General features: G+C 39.4%; 20 protein-coding genes. 15 read left to right on the top strand and 5 right to left on the bottom strand.

Translation table 11 applies throughout. The features are described from left to right. Position 1: 1 nt before the first annotated feature. Positions 2–3,475: a response regulator gene (locus R2Q94_RS20665; protein WP_316823373.1), complete on the bottom strand. Its 3,474-nt coding sequence runs from the start codon at positions 3,473–3,475 to the stop codon at positions 2–4. Positions 3,476–3,690: 215 nt separating this feature from the next. Here R2Q94_RS20665 and R2Q94_RS20660 point away from each other — a divergent pair, with 215 nt between their 5' ends. From R2Q94_RS20660 to R2Q94_RS20650, 3 genes are all read left to right on the top strand, one after another. Then, on the top strand, positions 3,691–4,041 hold the full coding sequence (locus tag R2Q94_RS20660) for an arsenate reductase (protein ID WP_316823372.1): 351 nt from the start codon (positions 3,691–3,693) through the stop codon (positions 4,039–4,041). Between the two features lie 63 nt (positions 4,042–4,104). Continuing rightward, positions 4,105–4,839 carry a hypothetical protein gene (locus R2Q94_RS20655; RefSeq protein WP_316823371.1) on the top strand — a complete coding sequence of 245 codons (735 nt, stop codon included), beginning with the start codon at positions 4,105–4,107 and terminating at the stop codon, positions 4,837–4,839. 71 nt (positions 4,840–4,910) lie between these two features. Further along, complete coding sequence (locus tag R2Q94_RS20650) at positions 4,911–6,872, top strand: M1 family metallopeptidase (protein ID WP_316823370.1); 1,962 nt, start codon at positions 4,911–4,913, stop codon at positions 6,870–6,872. Between the two features lie 79 nt (positions 6,873–6,951). Here the strand turns inward: R2Q94_RS20650 and R2Q94_RS20645 are convergent, their stop codons facing one another. The 3 genes from R2Q94_RS20645 to R2Q94_RS20635 form a co-directional block, all read right to left on the bottom strand. Continuing rightward, positions 6,952–8,223 (bottom strand): mechanosensitive ion channel family protein, encoded by a 1,272-nt coding sequence (locus R2Q94_RS20645; RefSeq protein ID WP_316823369.1) that lies wholly within the window; start codon positions 8,221–8,223, stop codon positions 6,952–6,954. 71 nt (positions 8,224–8,294) lie between these two features. Continuing rightward, positions 8,295–9,425 carry a sorbosone dehydrogenase family protein gene (locus R2Q94_RS20640; protein ID WP_316823368.1) on the bottom strand — a complete coding sequence of 377 codons (1,131 nt, stop codon included), beginning with the start codon at positions 9,423–9,425 and terminating at the stop codon, positions 8,295–8,297. 87 nt (positions 9,426–9,512) lie between these two features. Beyond that, a complete protein-coding gene (locus R2Q94_RS20635) occupies positions 9,513–10,154 on the bottom strand; it encodes a hypothetical protein (protein WP_316823367.1) in 642 nt (213 codons plus the stop codon). Between the two features lie 108 nt (positions 10,155–10,262). On the opposite strand from R2Q94_RS20635, the gene R2Q94_RS20630 reads away from it, so the two are divergent. The 5 genes from R2Q94_RS20630 (at position 10,263) to rpsJ (ending at position 14,253) form a co-directional block, all read left to right on the top strand. Further along, entirely contained in the window at positions 10,263–10,484 is a 222-nt protein-coding gene (locus R2Q94_RS20630; protein ID WP_316823366.1) for a VF530 family protein, read from the top strand. 370 nt (positions 10,485–10,854) lie between these two features. Further along, entirely contained in the window at positions 10,855–11,268 is a 414-nt protein-coding gene (rpsL, locus tag R2Q94_RS20625; RefSeq protein ID WP_008244597.1) for a 30S ribosomal protein S12, read from the top strand. Between the two features lie 16 nt (positions 11,269–11,284). Further along, entirely contained in the window at positions 11,285–11,752 is a 468-nt protein-coding gene (rpsG, locus tag R2Q94_RS20620; RefSeq protein ID WP_062550444.1) for a 30S ribosomal protein S7, read from the top strand. Positions 11,753–11,770: 18 nt separating this feature from the next. Then, positions 11,771–13,885 carry an elongation factor G gene (gene fusA, locus R2Q94_RS20615; RefSeq protein WP_316823365.1) on the top strand — a complete coding sequence of 705 codons (2,115 nt, stop codon included), beginning with the start codon at positions 11,771–11,773 and terminating at the stop codon, positions 13,883–13,885. A 62-nt stretch (positions 13,886–13,947) separates the two neighbouring features. Next, a complete protein-coding gene (gene rpsJ, locus R2Q94_RS20610) occupies positions 13,948–14,253 on the top strand; it encodes a 30S ribosomal protein S10 (protein WP_008244591.1) in 306 nt (101 codons plus the stop codon). 56 nt (positions 14,254–14,309) lie between these two features. Here rpsJ and R2Q94_RS20605 read toward each other — a convergent pair whose 3' ends face one another. Further along, on the bottom strand, positions 14,310–14,915 hold the full coding sequence (locus tag R2Q94_RS20605; protein ID WP_316823364.1) for a hypothetical protein: 606 nt from the start codon (positions 14,913–14,915) through the stop codon (positions 14,310–14,312). A 179-nt stretch (positions 14,916–15,094) separates the two neighbouring features. Between R2Q94_RS20605 and R2Q94_RS20600 the strand changes: the two genes are divergently transcribed. From R2Q94_RS20600 to rpsS, 7 genes are all read left to right on the top strand, one after another. After that, a complete protein-coding gene (locus R2Q94_RS20600; protein WP_316823363.1) occupies positions 15,095–15,931 on the top strand; it encodes a sulfite exporter TauE/SafE family protein in 837 nt (278 codons plus the stop codon). Next, positions 15,928–16,323 carry a DUF1634 domain-containing protein gene (locus R2Q94_RS20595; RefSeq protein ID WP_316823362.1) on the top strand — a complete coding sequence of 132 codons (396 nt, stop codon included), beginning with the start codon at positions 15,928–15,930 and terminating at the stop codon, positions 16,321–16,323. The genes R2Q94_RS20600 and R2Q94_RS20595 overlap by 4 nt, the downstream gene beginning before the upstream one ends. A 148-nt stretch (positions 16,324–16,471) precedes the next feature. Further along, positions 16,472–17,089, top strand: a complete 618-nt coding sequence (gene rplC / locus R2Q94_RS20590) for a 50S ribosomal protein L3 (RefSeq protein ID WP_316823361.1) — start codon at positions 16,472–16,474, stop codon at positions 17,087–17,089. 4 nt (positions 17,090–17,093) lie between these two features. Next, complete coding sequence (rplD, locus tag R2Q94_RS20585) at positions 17,094–17,723, top strand: 50S ribosomal protein L4 (RefSeq protein ID WP_316823360.1); 630 nt, start codon at positions 17,094–17,096, stop codon at positions 17,721–17,723. A 1-nt stretch (position 17,724) separates the two neighbouring features. Continuing rightward, positions 17,725–18,015 (top strand): 50S ribosomal protein L23, encoded by a 291-nt coding sequence (gene rplW, locus R2Q94_RS20580; protein ID WP_316823359.1) that lies wholly within the window; start codon positions 17,725–17,727, stop codon positions 18,013–18,015. 21 nt (positions 18,016–18,036) lie between these two features. After that, positions 18,037–18,861, top strand: a complete 825-nt coding sequence (gene rplB, locus R2Q94_RS20575) for a 50S ribosomal protein L2 (protein ID WP_316823358.1) — start codon at positions 18,037–18,039, stop codon at positions 18,859–18,861. After that, entirely contained in the window at positions 18,861–19,127 is a 267-nt protein-coding gene (gene rpsS / locus R2Q94_RS20570) for a 30S ribosomal protein S19 (RefSeq protein WP_182957304.1), read from the top strand. The genes rplB and rpsS overlap by 1 nt, the downstream gene beginning before the upstream one ends. Positions 19,128–19,130 lie beyond the last annotated feature (3 nt).

Below are 19,130 nucleotides of genomic sequence, written 5' to 3'. Positions count from 1 at the left end.
ATTAACTTAGCCAGACTCTTAACATTGACAACAGTTTATCCATATCCACAGGTTTAGAAATATAGTCGTTCGCTCCAGCTTCAATACAACGCTCACGGTCATTTTTCATTGCTTTAGCTGTGAGTGCAATAATCGGTAATTTTGCAAAACGCTTTTCTTTTCTGATGGCTTTCATCGCTTCATAACCATCCATTTCTGGCATCATGATATCCATTAATACCAAATCAATCTGTTCAGACTCTTCCAGTTTCTCTAAAGCCTCTCTTCCATTATTAGCAATCACGATTTTAAGATCATACAGTTGTAGGGCACTGGAGAGTGCAAAGATGTTTCGCATATCATCATCAGTGATCAGGATGGTTTTGTCTTTCAGTACTTTCTCCATGGTAGACACACTTTTCCCTTTACCTGTGCTTGGTTTTGCAGGACCATTCTGTTTCAATTTATTGATAAAGAGACTAACCTCATCAATAAGACGGTCGTTTGACTTATTTGATTTTAAAACCATGGCATCAGTATATCGCATGATATGGGCCATTTTTTCCTGATCTAATTCCATCGCAGTATTGATGATAACCGGAATGTGCGCATGTTGAGACTGAGCTTTTATTTGATCCAATAAGTCGAAGCCAGAAATGTCAGGGAGTTTTAAATCCAGGATGATACAATCAAAAATCTGATCACTTAAAAGATCAAGGGCTTCCTTACCGGTAAATGCCTGTTTCACATCTACTCCTTTTTCTGTCAGCTGTTCCGTCAATGCCCTGCTTTGTAATTCCTGGTCTTCGATCACGAGTACACTTTTGAAATTGTATTTTAGATAAGCCGCACTTAATAAATTAAAGGCTTCGTCCAGCTGTTCCTTTTCCACCGGTTTTTTAAGGAAACCAATGGCACCTTCTTTTTTTGCTTTACTGGCTTTTTCATTGCCTGCTGACATCATGTGTACCGGTATATGTTTGGTTCTTGGATCTGCTTTTAGCTTTTTAAGAATGGTCCAGCCATCCATTACAGGTAGCATAACATCCAGGACAATTGCATCTGGTAAATGTTCAAATGCCATTTCCAGACCAATATCGCCACTATGTGCAAGAATGGGATGGAAGCCTTTTTCGAGGGCATAATCATTAAGCACATCCGCAAATACCTCATCATCTTCGATGATTAAAATGGTTTGAGGTTCGTCATGATGTCTTTCTAATGGTTGTTCCTGCTCTATCTTCATGGCAACTGGAGTATCAGTCTCCTGCTGTACCGCAGGTTGCGGTTCAGAAAGTTGGAAGTCATTATCTTTTGGAATGTATAAGGTGAAAGTACTGCCTTCATTAGGCTTACTGCTTACCTGGATTTCTCCGCCAAGAAGATAGGCTAGTTCCTTGCTGATTGATAATCCAAGCCCGGTGCCTCCAAATTTTCTGCTGGTTGAACCATCCGCTTGCTGGAAGGCTTCAAAGATGAGCTTCTGTTTGTCTTGAGGAATACCAATTCCGGAATCCTGAACGGTGATGCCAATGATCTCCTGGTTGGTGTTTTTGAGTCGCTCAGAGAAGAATGCCACATCTTTAGCAGGTTTGTTGATGCTTAAAGTAATTCGGCCATACTCTGGTGTAAATTTGAACGCATTAGAAAGTAGATTCTTTACAATCTGTTCCACTCTGGATTGGTCAGTGATGATCTCTTTTGGAAGATCCTCTGCCAATAATGTCTGGAAGTCAATTTTCTTACTTTTTGCAAATTCATTAAACAAGGATTCCATACTCTGACTGATCGCAACAGGATTTACCTTTTCAATACTCAGGTCCACTTTTCCTGATTCAATCTTAGATAGATCCAGGATATCGTTGATCAGGCTCAATAAATCATTGCCTGCATTATGAATTACACCGGCATATTTAATCTGATCTTCGTTTAAGTTCTCTGGCCTGTTTTCTTTTAGTATTCTGGCGAGAATAAGGATGCTATTAAGTGGGGTCCTGAGTTCATGACTCATGTTGGCTAAAAACTCCGATTTATATTTGCTGGAGACTTCCAGTTCTTCTGCTTTTAGGCTGATGGCTTCTCGGGCCTGGTTAATGGAGATGTTTCGTTCCTCCAGTTGCTGCGCTTTTTCTTCCAGCTCCGCATTGGTCTGACGTAATTCTTCCTGTTGCACACGCAATTCTTCTTCTGAAGACTGTAGTTGATCTGTTTTGTACATCAACTCCTCATTAGTCGTTCTTAATTCTTCCTGCTGGCTTTCCAGTTCTTCCGCCTGTTGCTGTGTTTGTTCAAATAAAGCCCTCAGTTTCACCCTTGCGATTGCACTGTTGACTGCAAGTCCGATGCTTTCGCTGATGGTATTCAGGAACAATATTGTTTTTTCATCAGGATCTTCCTGTAAACCAAGTTCAATTACTGCCAGTGTTTCTTCTTCAAAAACAATCGGTACCAGGTAAATACTTTTCGGAAGTGTATTGCCCAAACCTGAGCTAATTTTTAGGTAGTCCAGTGGTACATTTTTAAATAATTTTGCTTGTTGTTCTACGGCTACCTGTCCAATAAGGCCTTCACCAAAACCATATTGGCTGATTTCTCCTTTTTTACTTTGATAAGCATAGCCGCCACTGTAGCGGAAAACTTTTTTTGACCTGCTTAGGAGAAAAAATGCGCCTACTGGTGCGCCTAAATAATTGCTGATTCGGGTAACAATATTGGCAGAAAGCTCATCTATCTCTTGCTCGCCTCGCATGGCGTCATTTACTTCTGATGCACCGGAAAGTAACCAGTTCTTTTGTTCATTTTCTGCAGAGATGGTCTCTAATTGTAAATTGGCTTCTCTGATGTGACCTTCAGTTTCTTTTTGTTGATCAAAGGTCTTTTTGATATAGCTAAACAGGAATAAAATCAGCGCGAAAATAATCAATGCACTAAGGGAAATAATCAGGGTACTTCTTTGGCTACTCTGAATCGTATTTGCTTTCCTGGCCGCGAGTAATTTAAATTCTACCTCGGTCATTTTTTTGCTGATGGCTAGAATCTTATTCTTATAAAGCTGTCCGCCGCCGTTCAAAACGCGTGAAGCTGCAGCTTCTTGGCCTTGTTTGTCGTAAATGCGAATAACTTCCTGCATTTCCGCTACCTTTTTATGGGCATAAAAATCTACAGAATCTGCCAATTCTGACTGATCAGCATTATCAGAAGTGATCCGTTTTAGATCCTGAACAGTTTCCAGTATTAAGGGTGCATTCTTATTGTATGGCCTTAGGTAGTCACTTTCTTGAGAGAGAATAAAACCCCTCAAAGCGCTTTCAGAATTCAATACCTGAATTTCAGTGTTTTTAAGTAGATTAATGACTTCATAAGTATGGCTTTGCCATTGTGTATCATCTTTTAATTTCTCTACACTGAGGTAAGAGGTGATGGCAGATACAAGTACAAACAATAAGGAAACAGTAAATCCTGTTAATACTTGTTGTTTAAAAGTTAGTTTAAACATAAATTAGAACTATTAAGTATATGGAAATTAACTTGAATTGTGGAGGGAATAGGAATGAAATGAGCACATCATAGGCCTTTTTTGGCCTACCATTCAGATGAATATGGCAGCTGTTCTGCTGTTGGTAGATGTTTTTTTCAAATTCATTTCGCTCCCCCACAGAGCTAGATAAAATCAAGACAATAATAACGATAATAAATTTTATTTTTGTGCTTATGATCATATACGGAATACCAAATTGTAATACAGTAAAAAAAGCAAGAACCTGGTTGGCAGATCAGGGATTTAGTCCAGTTTTTCATGACTTCAAAAAGCAGGGGATTACGGTGGAAAAACTTGAAGAATGGTGCAACACTTTTGGATGGGAAAAGGTACTGAATAAAAAAGGTACTACCTGGAAGAAGCTGAGTCCAGAGCAACAAGGTAGTGTTGTAGATCAGGACAGCGCGGTTCAGATCCTCTTAAATCATCAAAGTGCCATTAAAAGACCAGTAGTAGAATTAAACGGAAAAGCAGTGCTGATTGGTTTTGATGAACCGGCTTATGAAACAATACTAAAATTTTAAATCTTTTACTGTTAATTTTTGTTAAACAGTTTCATATAGATACAAACAGTGTTACATTTGGTTATGACTAAATTTTTATTTTTATTCTTCGTTAGTTTTGCTCCTTTAGGTTTGTGGGCACAATCATCAATCACCGGGGCGGTTTACGACTTCGACAACAAGTCATTCCCGATGCAGAATGTGCTGGTTAGAAATCTGGACAATAAGAAGTCCATAAAAACTAAGGCTGCCGGACAGTTTAGTCTACCAGCGAAAGTGGGTGATTTAATCGAAATCTCTCATCCTGGTTACCATACCGATACTTTATATCTAATTGATTTGAAACCAAAGATGATCTACCTTCCGATAAAATCCACGGAGTTAAAAGGAGTAGAAATTAAAAGTGCAAAGGTGAACCCTTCTGTATTGGTGGATGGAACCGGGAAACCTGTCAAAAGAATCATGACAGACGGCCTTGAAGGTAAAAAGAATAATGACAGAGCTGGAGGCGTAATCCTGAATCTGGGCTATGGCAAAATGAAAAGAGAACAGGAAAAGGTTCGTTTTCTGGAAGAACGGGATGCCTATGAAACAGAAATCAGGGATAATTTCAATGAAGAGACCATTACTAAACTGGTGAAATTACAAGGCCAGGACTTGAAAGATTTTATGGTGATGTATCGTCCAAATGTAGCTTTAGTGATGAGCGAACGTCCTTTCAATTACAATTACTATATCGCGAAAGCTTACAATAACTGGAAGAAACTTCCGGTAGATCAGCGGAAATTACCACCGATGCCTAAGTTAAAGACGAACTAATAAAACCGTTACAATGGTTTGGTATAAATATTCATTTTATATCTTTAGTTCGAATCTATAACCAATTAAATATGATGTTGAATAAGTTTACCTTATTAGGGGTAGTGTTATGTGCATTTGGTTTTAGTTCCATGGCGCAACAAGCCACAGGTAACTATGATCCTCATGCTGCATTTAATCCGTTATTTTACACTCAGAATGGAAATGAATTCCGTTCTGCAAGTGGCTATCCAGGGCCAAAATACTGGCAAAATCGTGCAGATTATCAAATCAGTGCAAATCTTGATGAGGCTAAGAATATGGTAACGGGTACCGTTACCATTACCTATAAAAATAACAGTCCGGATAAACTTCCTTATCTATGGCTGCAAATGGATCAGAATCTTTTTGCAGAAAACTCCCGTGGAAATTCACTGATTGCTGCTGGTAGCAGATATGGCGCCAGAGGTGAAAAAGTAGAAGGTGGTTATAAAATTGATGGACTAAGTGTTGCTCAAAAAGGGAAATCGGTTCCCTTTACTTCTATCACTGAAGATACCAGGATGCAAATCCGCCTTGATCAGCCATTGGCTGCAAATGGTGACTTGGTCACAATCAAAATGAATTTCTCTTTTATCATTCCGATTAACGGCTCTGACCGTATGGGGCACCTAACCACTAAAAACGGGGAGATTTTTGCCATCGCACAATGGTTCCCAAGAATGGCGGTTTATGATGATGTGATTGGATGGAACACGCTTCCGTATTGGGGTGCAGGAGAGTTTTACTGTGAATATGGAGATGTAGATTTCAGTGTGACTGCACCAGCAAATCATATCGTGATGGGTTCAGGTGAGTTGCTCAATCCTCAGGAAGTATTTACGGCAAAGGAATTGTCGCGCTGGAATGCTGCACAGCAAAGCGATAAAACTGTAACCATTCGTACTGAAGAAGAAGTGACAGATCCAAAATCGCGTCCGGAAGCAGGAAAAAAACTGACCTGGAAATTTAAAATCAAAAACACACGTGATGTTGCCTGGGCTTCTTCAAAAGCATTTGTATTGGATGCTGCCAGAATTAACCTGCCAAGCGGAAAAAAATCATTGGCCGTTTCTGCACATCCGATAGAAAGTAATGGTAAAGATGGTTACGGCCGTGGAGCTGAATATGTAAAAGCTTCAATTGAATATTATTCAAAAAAATGGTTCGAATATCCTTATCCTATGGCCATAAATGTGGCTAGTAATGTAGGTGGTATGGAATATCCTGGAATTGTTTTTTGCGGCTGGAAAGCTAAAAATGGCAGTGCATGGGGAGTAATAGATCATGAATTCGGTCATACCTGGTTCCCGATGATTGTGGGTAGTAACGAACGTAAATATGGCTGGATGGATGAAGGCTTTAATACTTTCATCAACGGTCTTTCCAGTGCGGAATTTAACAACGGAGAATATAAACGTAAACCTGACAACATGCAGGCGATTGGTAAATCATTGGCAAATGATAAACTGGAATATATTATGCTTACTCCAGATGCCATGAAAGAGGCCAATATAGGAATCAATCTATATTATAAACCTGGTCAGGGTTTAAATATATTGAGAAATCAGGTATTGGGGGCCGATCGTTTTGATTATGCATTTAAGAAATATATCGAAAACTGGGCTTTTAAACACCCAACTCCATTTGATTTTTTCCGCTCTATGGAAAATGGTGCAGGAGAGGATCTTTCCTGGTTTTGGAGAGGTTGGTTCCTGGAAAACTGGAAAACTGATCAGGCCATTAATGAGGTGAAGCAGGTGACAAAAGATGGTACAATTGTGGGTTATAATATTCAGGTGGCCAACCTGGAAAAAATGCCAATGCCAATCATTCTTGAAGTAAAAACGAGAAGTGGAAAGACTGACATCATCAAATTACCAGTTGATATCTGGATGAGAAATAACAGCTGGACGGTAAACTATCCGACTACTGAAGAAGTGATCTCAGTAACCTTAGATCCTGAAAAAGTACTGCCAGATTTCAATGACGAAAATAATAGCTGGAAGAAATAAACACGGCAGATGCTTGTTTTCATAAGCAAACATAAATAATTCAAAAAAGGGCTTCCGTTTTAAAACTGGAAGCCCTTTTTTAGTTTTGTTCTGGATTTAATACCTCCATTTCATAGATCTGTAAATCGAAGAATTTGGCTGAAGCCAACAGGTGATCAAATATATCAGCCATGATGTATTCGTAATCGATCCACTTCGTGGTGCCGGTAAAAGCATAAATCTCTATAGGAAGTCCTGTTGAAGTGGGGGCCAGCTGCCTCACCATCATAGTCATCTTTTTATGTATACCACTATGGTTGGCAATATAGTTGTCTATATATTTTCGGTACAGCCCGGCATTAGTCAGGTTTCTTCCGTTGATGAGTAAACTTTTATCAGCACCAATGCGTTCATTGTTTTTGTTGATGTCTTTCTGACGGTGGTCTATATAAGCTGTTAACGATTGTATCTTTCTGAATTCTTCCAGTTCCTCTGGGCTGATGAAACGAATGGTCGACTGCCGGATGAATATCGCCCGTTTGATTCTCCTTCCGCCAGACTCACTCATTCCTCTCCAATTTTGAAAAGAATCAGAGACCAAGGAGTAAGTAGGAATAGTGGTAATGGTCTTGTCAAAGTTCTGCACTTTTACAGTAGTCAGGTTAATTTCCTTCACATCCCCGTCTGCACCATATTTAGGCATTGTAATCCAGTCGCCAATCCGTACCGTATCATTGGTGCTGACTTGTATACTGGCTACAAATCCCATAATGGTATCTTTAAACATCAATAATAACACAGCAGAGGCTGCACCCATTGCGGTAAAAGCTACAACAGGATCTTTTCCGGTAAGAATGGAGAAGATAATGACACTTGCAATCAGGTATAATATAATCCGGATAACCTGCAGGTAGCTTTCTATTGGTTTAGAGCGGAAAGTAGCTCTTTTCCTTAAGGATTCTGCTCCTGATTTGATCAATGTCATGATTACCCAAATGATCAGAATCACCAGGTAAGCATCTGTTAGTTTAATTAAGATTTTTGTAAGCGTTGGAAAAGAATGGAAAACTGCTTCTAGTGCATTTCTAATGAGCGATACTGCTGCTAGTAAGGCAATATAATGTGCCAATCGATTTTCCAGTAAATGTAGGAAGAAATCAATTTTAGTAGTTTTCACAATGCGGATCAATGTGATCCTTAATAAGCGTCTGAGCAGATCGTGTAATAAATATACAGCGATGAGCAGTAGGGTAAGCAAGGCAAATAGGTTCACAAAGGTGGCCAGGCTTTCCGGCACTCCCCACTTTACAAGAATCTTGTAAGTACTGCGTCCAATATCATCAAAGTCAAATTCGTAATCTTTAAAGCTCATTTCCAGTAATTTTATTGATAGCGGCAGGTTACAAAAAATATCCCGGAAAGACGAAATTCAGTATTGAAAAATTATTGATCATAATAGATTCGATACACAAGGTTGGCAAAATCATCAGAAACCAGTAGGGAGCCATCTTTTAATTGTAATACATCAGTAGGTCTGCCCCAGGCTTTTCCTTCTTTTAGCCAACCAGTGGCAAAAGGTTCATAACTCAGTACTTTATTGCCATCCAGTTTAACCAGTGTTAAGCGATATCCCATCGGTTCTTTTCTATTCCATGAGCCATGCTCGGCAATGAAGATTTGATTTTTATAGGCTTTTGGAAATTGATCTCCGGTATAAAATTTCATGCCTAATGAAGCGGTATGTGGGGCAAGTTTTGTTTGAGGCGGACTAAAGTCTTTTGGGTTTTTTCCTTTGCCAAATTCTGGATCCAGGATGTCTCCGGCGTGAACAAAAGGGTAACCGAAGTGCATACCTGCTTTTTCGGCGCGGTTGAGTTCGTCCGCAGGAATGTTTTCTCCCAGCATGTCTCTTCCATTATCTGTAAACCACAGGTCTTTAGTCGTTGGATTCCAGTCGAAGCCTACTGTGTTTCTGACACCGTTGGCAAAGATTTCAAAGCCAGTTCCATCTGGATTCATCCTGCTAATGGAGGCATATCTTTTATCTTTATCGGTATTGTCGCAGATATTGCAGGGTGCACCAACAGGGACATACAATTTTCCATCCGGACCAAAAGCAATGTATTTCCATCCATGATGGGTATCTTTTGGTAATTTATCGTAAATCAGGACAGGTTTTGGGGGATTGGCCAGATGATCTTCAATCTGATCATAACGCCAGATCTTACTGACTTCAGCCACATATAAACTTCCGTCTTTAAAGGCTACACCGTTTGGCATGTCCTTTATACCTTGGGCAATCACATAGGTTTTTTCTGCGACACCATCTTTATTTTCATCGACTAAGGCATAGACCTTATCACCATCACGATTGCCAACAAATATAGTTCCTTTGCTACCCATGGCCATAGATCTGGGATTATCTACTTTAGCAAAAACTTCAATTTTGAAACCTTCGGGCAGTTTGATGTCGTTTAATCTGGGTTCTTTGAGTTTTTCCATTGGGCGGTTACAGGTGACCGCCAGGAGTGGAATGCATAGCATCAGGCTAAAGACAGGAGCTAAATATTTCATCAGATTAGAGAATGGTGTGGAGGCATAACGTCTGAATCCCTCTAATTGTTTGGTAAATAGGTAGTTTTGTTGCCTGATGCGTTTCCCTTATCTTGCTTTAAAAAAGCTTTCTTTTAACTTTTCAGCATCTATTAAAGATTCCGGGGCATCGAGACGGATCAACCAGCCTTTTTGTTTTAGCAGGGCGATCTCTACTTTGGCGACGGACAGGTCTTTTCCTTTAATGCGTTCATGGTAAACGATAGCTGCTTTTGGTGCTACGTTTGCCGGCGTATGGAATAGGATTTCCAGTTTGAATTTAGGCCAGATTTGAATATCTCCTAATTGAGCTGAATAGATCTTTTTGGTCGAATGGGCAGGAATGATGGCTGCAAATTCTCCTTTGTAGTGATCGCCTTTTTCTGTTGTTAAGCTAGCCAGTAGTTGAAATGAGCTTTCATTCACCAAATGGAAATGGGCAACCGAAGTACTATGCTGATCGGTGATCAACCCTAGATATACGCCATCTTTGATGAATTGGGCTTCAGGAACCACTACAGCCGGACGGTTGGAAACGATATCATTTTCTGGGATTTCGCCATGAACCAGGGTCACTTTTGAAGCGAGTACCGGGATTTCAAAATCATTGGAATCGGTTACACCAATGGTATCTTTATCGATAATTCTGGTGATATAACCTTCAATATTTTCGTCTACGAAACGAACAAATTCTCCTAATTTAAATTGCATGAGGTAGGAATAAAGTAAAACTGAATGACACAAATTTAGTCATTACTAATTAGAGTCTTTTTATTCCGATGACATTTAGGAGCCGGAAATTCTTATTATTTTTGCAGTATGACAGAATCAGGACAGCCAAATAATCCTTTACACGGTAAAACACTGGAGTTTATTGTGAAACAATTGGTATGGCATTATGACTGGCCGGAATTGGGCAGGCTCATTCGCATCGATTGTTTTATCAATAATCCGAGTTTAAAGTCCAGTTTGAAATTTCTACGTAAAACAGATTGGGCAAGAAAGAAAGTCGAAAAACTTTATTTAAACACATTTCATTAAAAGAGGAGCTGCTTGTAAAGGCAGCTGTTTTTTTATGGAGGCTTGGCGATTGTGGGGTAGATTCGCTTGAGATACACTTAAGGGTGATATATTAATAACCAACCAGATTGCAACTGTAGCCCATCAGAGGGAGCCGTTCTTCCTTGACACAACCGTCATTATTTTCCCCGTACAAATTTTCTCTTTTCATTTCGGAACTTAATAATTCTGGGTTCTGATCATCTATCTGATTCTATTGATTTTAAGTGATCTTCATTTAGAATTATTTTTGCGTTAAGCCCTTGATTTATAAAATGTATTGTCATACCTTTGCAGTCCCTTATTATAGGGGTAAAGTTTTTAAATATTAATAGAAAACAAAAAAAGAACAATGCCAACCATTCAACAATTAGTTAGAAAAGGTAGAGTAGCACTGGAGTTCAAGAGTAAGTCTCCAGCGTTGGACAGCTGTCCACAGCGAAGAGGTGTATGTACGCGTGTATATACCACTACCCCTAAAAAACCAAACTCAGCAATGCGTAAAGTTGCCCGTGTACGTTTAACCAATGGTAAAGAGGTGAATGCCTATATTCCAGGTGAAGGTCACAATTTACAGGAGCACTCCATTGTATTGATCCGTGGTGGTCGTGTTAAAGATTTACCAGGTGTACGTTATCACATCATCCGTGGAGCTTTAGATACTTCAGGAGTTGCTGGTCGTAACCAACGTCGTTCAAAATATGGCACTAAGCGTCCTAAACCAGGACAAGTAGCTGCGGCACCAACAAAAGGTAAAAAGAAATAATTAGGAGGAAAAACAAATGAGAAAGTCAAAACCAAAAAAGAGAATTATCCTTCCTGATCCAAAATTTAACGATGTTCAGGTGACCAGATTTGTAAACAATATGATGTACGATGGAAAAAAATCTATCGCATATAGTATTTTTTATGATGCTGTTGAACTTGCTGAGAAAAAAGCAGGCGAAAACGGTCTAGAAGTGTGGAAACGTGCTTTAACAAATGTAATGCCTGCGGTAGAGGTTAAATCTCGTCGTGTGGGTGGTGCAAATTTCCAGGTACCTACAGAGGTAAGACCTGACCGTAAGATTGCTTTAGGCATGAAATGGTTAATTTCTTACGCTCGTAAACGTGGTGAAAAAACCATGAAAGAAAAATTAGCAGGTGAAATCGTTTCAGCGGCTAAAGGTGAAGGTGCAGCCGTTAAGAAAAAAGAAGATACGCATAAAATGGCTGAGGCTAACAAAGCGTTCTCTCACTTCCGTTTCTAATTTATAGAGAATTATAAAATGTCAAGAGATTTAAAATTTACAAGAAATATTGGAATCGCGGCTCACATTGATGCGGGTAAAACCACAACAACTGAGCGTATCCTTTATTACGCCGGAGTAAATCACAAAATTGGTGAGGTACACGAAGGTGCATCTACAATGGACTGGATGGTACAGGAAGCGGAACGTGGGATAACAATCACGTCTGCAGCAACTACTGTATTCTGGCCTTACCGTGGTAATAAATACCAGGTAAACGTTATCGATACTCCAGGACACGTGGATTTTACCGTAGAGGTAAACCGTTCACTTCGTGTTCTAGACGGATTGGTATTCTTATTTTCAGCAGTTGATGGTGTTGAGCCTCAATCTGAAACTAACTGGCGTTTAGCTAACAACTATGCAGTTCCACGTATTGGTTTCGTTAACAAAATGGACCGTTCAGGAGCTGACTTCTTAAAAGTAGTTAAACAAGTAAGAGAAATGTTGGGTAGCCATGCAGTTCCTTTACAATTACCAATCGGTTCGGAAGATAGCTTTAAAGGTGTGGTTGATTTAATCAACAACCGTGGTATCGTTTGGAATGAGCATGATAAAGGTATGACCTTTACTGAAGTGCCAATTCCAGAGGATATGTTAGCTGAAGTTGCGGAATGGAGAGAGAATTTACTAGAAGCTGTTGCTGATTATGATGAGTCCTTAATGGAGAAATTCTTCGAGGATCCAAATTCAATCACTGAGCGTGAAATTCTTGATGCATTACGTCAGGCTACTTTAGATGCTAAAATTGTTCCTATGGTTTGTGGTTCATCTTTCAAAAACAAAGGTGTTCAAACCATGTTGGATCTGGTAATGGAATTATTGCCTTCTCCAATGGATGTGGATGGTATCACTGGTACCAACCCGGAAACAGGTGAAGAAGTAACTCGTCAACCAGATGTTAATGAGCCATTTTCAGCATTAGCGTTTAAAATTGCAACGGATCCTTTCGTAGGTCGTTTGTGCTTTATCCGTGTATACTCAGGTAACTTAGAAGCAGGTTCATACGTTTATAATGCACGTTCTGAGAACAAAGAGCGTATCTCTCGTATCTTCCAGATGCATGCGAACAAGCAAAACCCAATTCCTAACGTAGGTGCTGGTGATATTGCTGCAGTAGTAGGCTTTAAAGATATCAAAACAGGTGATACACTTTGTGATGAGAAAAATCCAATTATTTTGGAATCAATGGATTTCCCAGAGCCGGTTATTGGTTTAGCTATTGAGCCTAAGACTCAAGCTGACATCGATAAATTAGGTATTGGTTTATCTAAATTAGCTGAAGAAGATCCTACATTTAGAGTTCAGACTGATCAGGAAACTGGCCAAACTGTAATCTCTGGTATGGGTGAGCTTCACTTAGATATTTTGATTGACCGTCTTAGACGTGAGTTTAAGGTTGAGGTTAACCAAGGTGCACCGCAAGTTGCTTACAAAGAGGCAATTAATGGTTCGGTACAACACCGTGAAACTTACAAAAAACAATCAGGTGGTCGTGGTAAATTCGCGGATATTCAGGTTGTTATTTCTCCAATCGATGAGGATTTCGAAAAAGGTGGTTTACAATTTGTGAATGAAATCACAGGTGGTGCAATCCCTCGTGAATTTATCCCTTCAGTTGAGAAAGGTTTCGCAGCATCAATGGCTAATGGAGTATTGGCTGGTTACCCACTACCAGACATGAAAGTTCGCTTAATTGATGGTTCATTCCACGCAGTCGATTCAGATGCTTTATCTTTCGAACTTGCTGCTAAAATGGCGTATCGTGAAGCATTACCAAAATGTAGCCCAGTATTGATGGAGCCAATCATGAAAATCGAGATCTTAACCCCTGAAGAAAACATGGGTGATGTAATCGGTGACATGAACCGTCGTCGTGGTCAACTTTTAGGTATGGATACACGTAATGGTTCTCAGGTAATTAAAGCTACTGTACCTCTTTCTGAGATGTTTGGTTATGTAACTCAGTTACGTACCATCACTTCTGGTCGTGCAACTTCAACAATGGAGTTTGATCACTACGCACCAGCACCGAAAAACGTACAGGATGAAGTAGTTGCTAAGTCAAAAGGTAGAATTAAATCTGCAGAGTAATAATAATAAATTGGCAGCCGGTTATTAATAGCTCTAACCGGCAGCCTTAATACATAAATAAGATGAGCCAAAGAATCAGAATCAAACTAAAATCTTACGATTATAACTTGGTAGATAAATCTGCTGAGAAAATCGTTAAGACTGTTAAACCTACGGGTGCAGTAGTGAGTGGTCCAATTCCATTGCCTACAGAAAAGAAAATCTTCACTGTTTTGCGTTCTCCACACGTGAACAAAAAAGCACGTGAGCAGTTTCAATTGTGCGCTTACAAACGTTTGTTAGACATTTATAGCTCTAACTCTAAAACGGTTGACGCTTTAATGAAACTTGAACTACCTAGCGGTGTTGAAGTTGAAATCAAAGTTTAACTTTTTAGACGAATAGTAAAAAAGCCTTCCGGATTTATTTCGGAAGGCTTTTTTGTTTAATTTCTATTTCTTAATTCATCCAGTTTATTGCGTTCGTCCTGTAATTCCCTGGCGAGTTTCTTCTCTTTATCATTAGCCTTTGTCTTATAATTTTGGTATTCCTGGGCAATTTCGTCGTACAATGAGCTTCTGTATTTGGCTTCATGAATGAACTTTGCGGAGCGTATGATGACCACTGCCAATGCAGCAGCCAGTATCAGAATCAGACTCCAAACCATCACATTGTAATTACTTTTTGTAAATGAAATCCCTAAAAATTTGATCTCATCCAGTTTCGCATTAGAGCTGGCTAAAGAACTTTCCGCTCCTGAGATTTGCGCTTTTAGGCTGGCCACTATTTTTTCCTGTTCAGCAAGTTTGAGCTTAATATTGCTGAGCTGTTTGCGGTTATGATTGATAGAATCTGATACACTTTTCCAAAATCCTGCCAGTCTGGCGGGATTGATCAGTTTATAACCATTTATGGTTTTCGATTTGGACAACATGAACCCATATTGGCCTCTTAAACTAGGATCGGCTTTGGCACTGTCGGCGGGTAATTGTGCTTGTGTGTTTAACTGGAAGAAGAGTACGGCTATAACTGCGAATATCAGTTTTTTCATAAATACTTGGTTTAGTAGAGTAATTTTTTAATTATGGAACAGTATTAATTTAGAATGTGTTTTGTTTTTAAATGAGCTTTGAACGGGAGATTTGCTGATGTTGATCCGATGTACTGCTTAATTTAACATTCATTTGGTAATTTTATTGTGTTCTAAGTATAGATAGTATATTTGCAGCAATGTCGGTATTACTATTTACAATTATAGTTTTAGCAGGTGCTTTTTTAGCTGGATTAGTTGGTTCGCTGACTGGTTTAGGGGGTGGGGTGATCATTATTCCATTGTTGACACTGGCACTTGGTGTCGATATCCATTATGCGATTGGCGCTTCGATAGTTTCTGTTATTGCTACCTCTTCTGGCTCTGCAGCAGCTTATGTAAAAGAGGGGATTACTAATATCCGTATTGGAATGTTTCTGGAAGTCGCTACCACTGTAAGTGCTGTGATTGGTGCTGTAATTACGGTTTATTTGAACCCAAGTTTTATTGCAGTGGTATTCGGACTGATTCTTCTGTTTTCTGCAGTCATGATGGTGATGAAGAAAGTAGATCGTTCAGATAATGACACTTCCGGCAAATTAGCTGTTTTTCTTAAACTAAATGGTACTTATCCTACAGAGAATGGGCAGAAAGACTATGCGGTTCATCGGGTAGCAGGAGGCTTTGTCATGATGTTTTTTGCAGGAATTATATCCGGTTTACTGGGAATTGGTTCTGGTGCTTTAAAAGTAATAGCTATGGATAACATCATGAGAATTCCTTTTAAAGTTTCTACGACGACCAGTAATTTCATGATGGGTGTAACTGCAGCTGCAAGTGCAATTGTGTATTTAAACCGTGGTCAAATTGATCCTGGAATTGCGATGCCGGTTACAATAGGCGTGTTAACTGGTGCTACGATTGGTTCCAAAATCCTGGTTCGCACCAAAACGGATAAGTTAAAAGTGGTATTTGCGATCGTTGTGACTTTTCTCGCCTTGCAAATGATATATAACGGTTTATCAGGAAAGCTATGAGTTCAATACGAAAAAATTTCTTTGCGGATCGCGATATTCAGCTCATTCTGGGGACTTTGCTCCGGCTTGGCGTGATTACGTCTATGTCTGTAGTGTTGGTAGGAGGTTTTCTTTACCTCTTATCTCATCATTCGGAAACGATAGATTACCGTAATTTTAACCCAAACAAATCTGGATTATCCTCGATTCCTGCTATTTTTTTCGGATTAAGAGAATTGGATCCTAAAGCCATCATTCAGTTTGGGACTTTATTGTTGATTTTTACTCCTGTAGCCAGGGTGGTTTTCTCCATCTTCAGCTTTCTCATTGAGCGGGATTACCTCTATGTTTTAATCGGATCATTTGTTTTGCTGGTGATCTTGTACAGCCTGAGTGACAAGTTAGTCGGTTAAAAAATAAATAGCGCTTATTTGAAAAAATAATTAGCTAACTATTTGAAAATTAAGATTTCTTTCGTATTTTTGCCCTCCCTTAAAGGGAATTGTATCCACCTTGAACGAAGCCCTACTGCTTCGATGGGTGTTAAATTAAAAAAAGAAAATGTCAGGTATTATTGGAAAAAAAGTAGGAATGACCAGCATATTCGACGCCGATGGAAAGAACATTCCATGTACGGTGATTGAAGCTGGACCTTGTGTGGTTACACAGGTAAAGACCGAAGAGAAAGACGGTTATGTTTCCGTTCAGTTAGGTTTCGACGAAGCCAAAGAAAAGAACACTACCAAGCCTCTTAAAGGCCACTTTGCGAAAGCAAACACAACCCCAAAACGTAAATTGGTTGAATTTGAACCGTTCGAAGAATCGTTGAACTTAGGTGATACGGTAACTGTGAACATCTTCAATGAAGGTGATTTCGTGGATGTTGTTGGTACTTCAAAAGGTAAAGGTTTCCAGGGTGTTGTAAAACGTCATGGTTTCGGTGGTGTTGGTGGACAAACTCACGGACAGCATAACAGAATGCGTGCACCAGGTTCATTAGGTGCTGCTTCTTATCCAGCTCGTGTATTTAAAGGTATGCGTATGGCGGGTAGAATGGGTGGTGACAGAGTAAAAATTCAGAACTTACAAGTTTTGAAAGTTTATGCTGATCAAAACCTTGTTGTAGTTAGTGGTTCCATTCCAGGAGCTAAGGGTTCTTACGTAATCTTAGATAAGTAAGCAGATGGAAGTTAAAGTATTAAACATTTCAGGAAAAGAGACAGGTGCCAAGGTGCAACTTCCTGAGTCAGTATTTGGCATTACGCCTGTTGACCACGCGATCTATTTAGATGTAAAACAGTATTTGGCTAATCAACGTCAAGGTACTCACAAGTCTAAGCAACGTAACGAAATTGCAGGTTCAACCCGCAAACTTTACAAACAAAAAGGTACTGGTGGTGCTCGTGCCGGAAGTATTAAATCTCCATTGTTCAATGGTGGTGGTCGTGTGTTTGGTCCTCAACCACGTGATTATAGTTTCAAATTGAACAAAAAGTTAAAGCAACTTGCTCGTAAATCAGCTTTAAGCTACAAAGCGCAAGATAACAACGTTGTTGTTTTAGAAGACTTTGCTTTTGATACAATCAAAACTAAAAACTATTTGAATTTAGTTAGCGCATTAGATTTAGCTGGCGAGAAGACATTGTTGGTTTTACCTTCACAAAATAACAATATCTATTTATCAAGCAGAAACATCCAGAAAGCGAAAGTAATTACTGCAGATCAGTTGAATACTTATGATGTATTAAACTGTGGTAAGCTTTTGTTAACTGCTGATTCTCTTAAAACATTGGAGGAGGCATTTGCCAAGTAATATGGAATTTTTAAAGAAACCAATATTAACAGAAAAAGCTTCTGCATTAACAGAAAAGTCTAACCGCTTTACTTTTAAAGTAGAACACAAAGCAAATAAATTGCAGATTAAGCAAGCCATAGAGCAAATGTACAACGTTAACATTTTAGCCATTAATACAATGGTTGTAAATGGTAAAATGAAGTCCAGAAACACTAAAGGTGGATTAGTAACGGGTCGTAGCCCAAAATACAAGAAAGCGATTGTAACCCTGGCAGCAGGTGAAACAATTGATTATTACGCGAATATTTAATAAAGTGAATAATTTATAACTATGGGCTTAAGAAAATTTAAACCAGTCACTCCGGGAACCCGCTTTAGAGTAGGTGCCAGCTTTTCGGAGATTACAGCAACCAAGCCCGAAAAATCATTGGTTGTATCTTCTAAGAAATCAGGAGGACGTAACAATACAGGAAAGATGACTATGCGCTACATGGGTGGTGGTCACAAGAAATCTTACCGTTTAATTGACTTTAAACGTGATAAGTTTAACATTCCTGCAACAGTAGCTACTGTTGAGTACGATCCAAACCGTACCGCTCGTATTGCACTATTGCATTACGCAGATGGAGAGAAGCGTTACATTATTGCACCGGAAGGATTGCAAGTAGGACAAACAGTAGTTTCGGGTGATACAGCAACTCCAGAAGTTGGAAATGCTTTAACATTGTCAAAAATCCCATTGGGATCGATTGTACATAACATTGAAATTCAACCAGGTCGTGGTGCTCAAATGGCACGTAGCGCAGGTGCTTATGCTCAATTGGCAGCACGTGATGGTAAATATGCAACTGTTAAAATGCCATCAGGTGAAGTAAGATCTATCTTAGTTACTTGTTTAGCAACAATCGGAGCGGTTTCGAACTCGGATCACGCAAATGAAGTATTAGGTAAAGCAGGTCGTAAACGTTGGTTAGGACGTCGTCCTAGAACTCGTCCGGTAGCGATGAACCCAGTAGATCACCCAATGGGTGGTGGTGAGGGTCGCTCATCAGGAGGTCAGCCTCGCTCAAGAAACGGATTGTATTCGAAAGGATTCAAAACTCGTTCACTTAAAAAATACTCAAATCGTTTCATCATAGAGAAAAGGAAGAAATAATGGCTCGTTCGATAAAAAAAGGACCGTATATTGACCATAACGTAGAGAAGAAAGTAGTATCTATGAATGAATCAGGTAAAAGGTCTGTAATTAAAACTTGGTCTCGCAGATCAATGATTTCACCAGATTTTGTGAATCATACATTTGCGGTTCATAACGGAAATAAATTTATTCCGGTATACGTAACAGAAAACATGGTTGGTCATAAGCTGGGAGAGTTTGCTCCAACCAGAACATTTAGGGGTCACTCTGAAAAGAAAAAATAATTA

The sequence above is a fragment of the Pedobacter gandavensis genome (assembly GCF_032678465.1).
GTDB classification, from domain to species: domain Bacteria; phylum Bacteroidota; class Bacteroidia; order Sphingobacteriales; family Sphingobacteriaceae; genus Pedobacter; species Pedobacter gandavensis_B.
This window is presented reverse-complemented; position numbering and strand designations above follow the sequence as displayed.

What these genes read in the sequence shown, in the direction of transcription:
- rplD (WP_316823360.1), top strand. Translation starts at nt 17,094, where the DNA reads ATGGAAGTTAAAGTATTAAACATTTCAGGAAAAGAGACAGGTGCCAAG.
- rpsL (WP_008244597.1), top strand. Translation starts at nt 10,855, where the DNA reads ATGCCAACCATTCAACAATTAGTTAGAAAAGGTAGAGTAGCACTGGAG.
- rplC (WP_316823361.1), top strand. Translation starts at nt 16,472, where the DNA reads ATGTCAGGTATTATTGGAAAAAAAGTAGGAATGACCAGCATATTCGAC.
- rpsG (WP_062550444.1), top strand. Translation starts at nt 11,285, where the DNA reads ATGAGAAAGTCAAAACCAAAAAAGAGAATTATCCTTCCTGATCCAAAA.
- rpsS (WP_182957304.1), top strand. Translation starts at nt 18,861, where the DNA reads ATGGCTCGTTCGATAAAAAAAGGACCGTATATTGACCATAACGTAGAG.
- rpsJ (WP_008244591.1), top strand. Translation starts at nt 13,948, where the DNA reads ATGAGCCAAAGAATCAGAATCAAACTAAAATCTTACGATTATAACTTG.
- R2Q94_RS20595 (WP_316823362.1), top strand. Translation starts at nt 15,928, where the DNA reads ATGAGTTCAATACGAAAAAATTTCTTTGCGGATCGCGATATTCAGCTC.
- rplW (WP_316823359.1), top strand. Translation starts at nt 17,725, where the DNA reads ATGGAATTTTTAAAGAAACCAATATTAACAGAAAAAGCTTCTGCATTA.
- R2Q94_RS20635 (WP_316823367.1), bottom strand. Translation starts at nt 10,154, where the DNA reads ATGCAATTTAAATTAGGAGAATTTGTTCGTTTCGTAGACGAAAATATT.
- R2Q94_RS20600 (WP_316823363.1), top strand. Translation starts at nt 15,095, where the DNA reads ATGTCGGTATTACTATTTACAATTATAGTTTTAGCAGGTGCTTTTTTA.
- rplB (WP_316823358.1), top strand. Translation starts at nt 18,037, where the DNA reads ATGGGCTTAAGAAAATTTAAACCAGTCACTCCGGGAACCCGCTTTAGA.
- R2Q94_RS20655 (WP_316823371.1), top strand. Translation starts at nt 4,105, where the DNA reads ATGACTAAATTTTTATTTTTATTCTTCGTTAGTTTTGCTCCTTTAGGT.
- R2Q94_RS20645 (WP_316823369.1), bottom strand. Translation starts at nt 8,223, where the DNA reads ATGAGCTTTAAAGATTACGAATTTGACTTTGATGATATTGGACGCAGT.
- R2Q94_RS20660 (WP_316823372.1), top strand. Translation starts at nt 3,691, where the DNA reads ATGATCATATACGGAATACCAAATTGTAATACAGTAAAAAAAGCAAGA.
- R2Q94_RS20640 (WP_316823368.1), bottom strand. Translation starts at nt 9,425, where the DNA reads ATGAAATATTTAGCTCCTGTCTTTAGCCTGATGCTATGCATTCCACTC.
- R2Q94_RS20650 (WP_316823370.1), top strand. Translation starts at nt 4,911, where the DNA reads ATGATGTTGAATAAGTTTACCTTATTAGGGGTAGTGTTATGTGCATTT.
- R2Q94_RS20630 (WP_316823366.1), top strand. Translation starts at nt 10,263, where the DNA reads ATGACAGAATCAGGACAGCCAAATAATCCTTTACACGGTAAAACACTG.
- fusA (WP_316823365.1), top strand. Translation starts at nt 11,771, where the DNA reads ATGTCAAGAGATTTAAAATTTACAAGAAATATTGGAATCGCGGCTCAC.
- R2Q94_RS20605 (WP_316823364.1), bottom strand. Translation starts at nt 14,915, where the DNA reads ATGAAAAAACTGATATTCGCAGTTATAGCCGTACTCTTCTTCCAGTTA.
- R2Q94_RS20665 (WP_316823373.1), bottom strand. Translation starts at nt 3,475, where the DNA reads ATGTTTAAACTAACTTTTAAACAACAAGTATTAACAGGATTTACTGTT.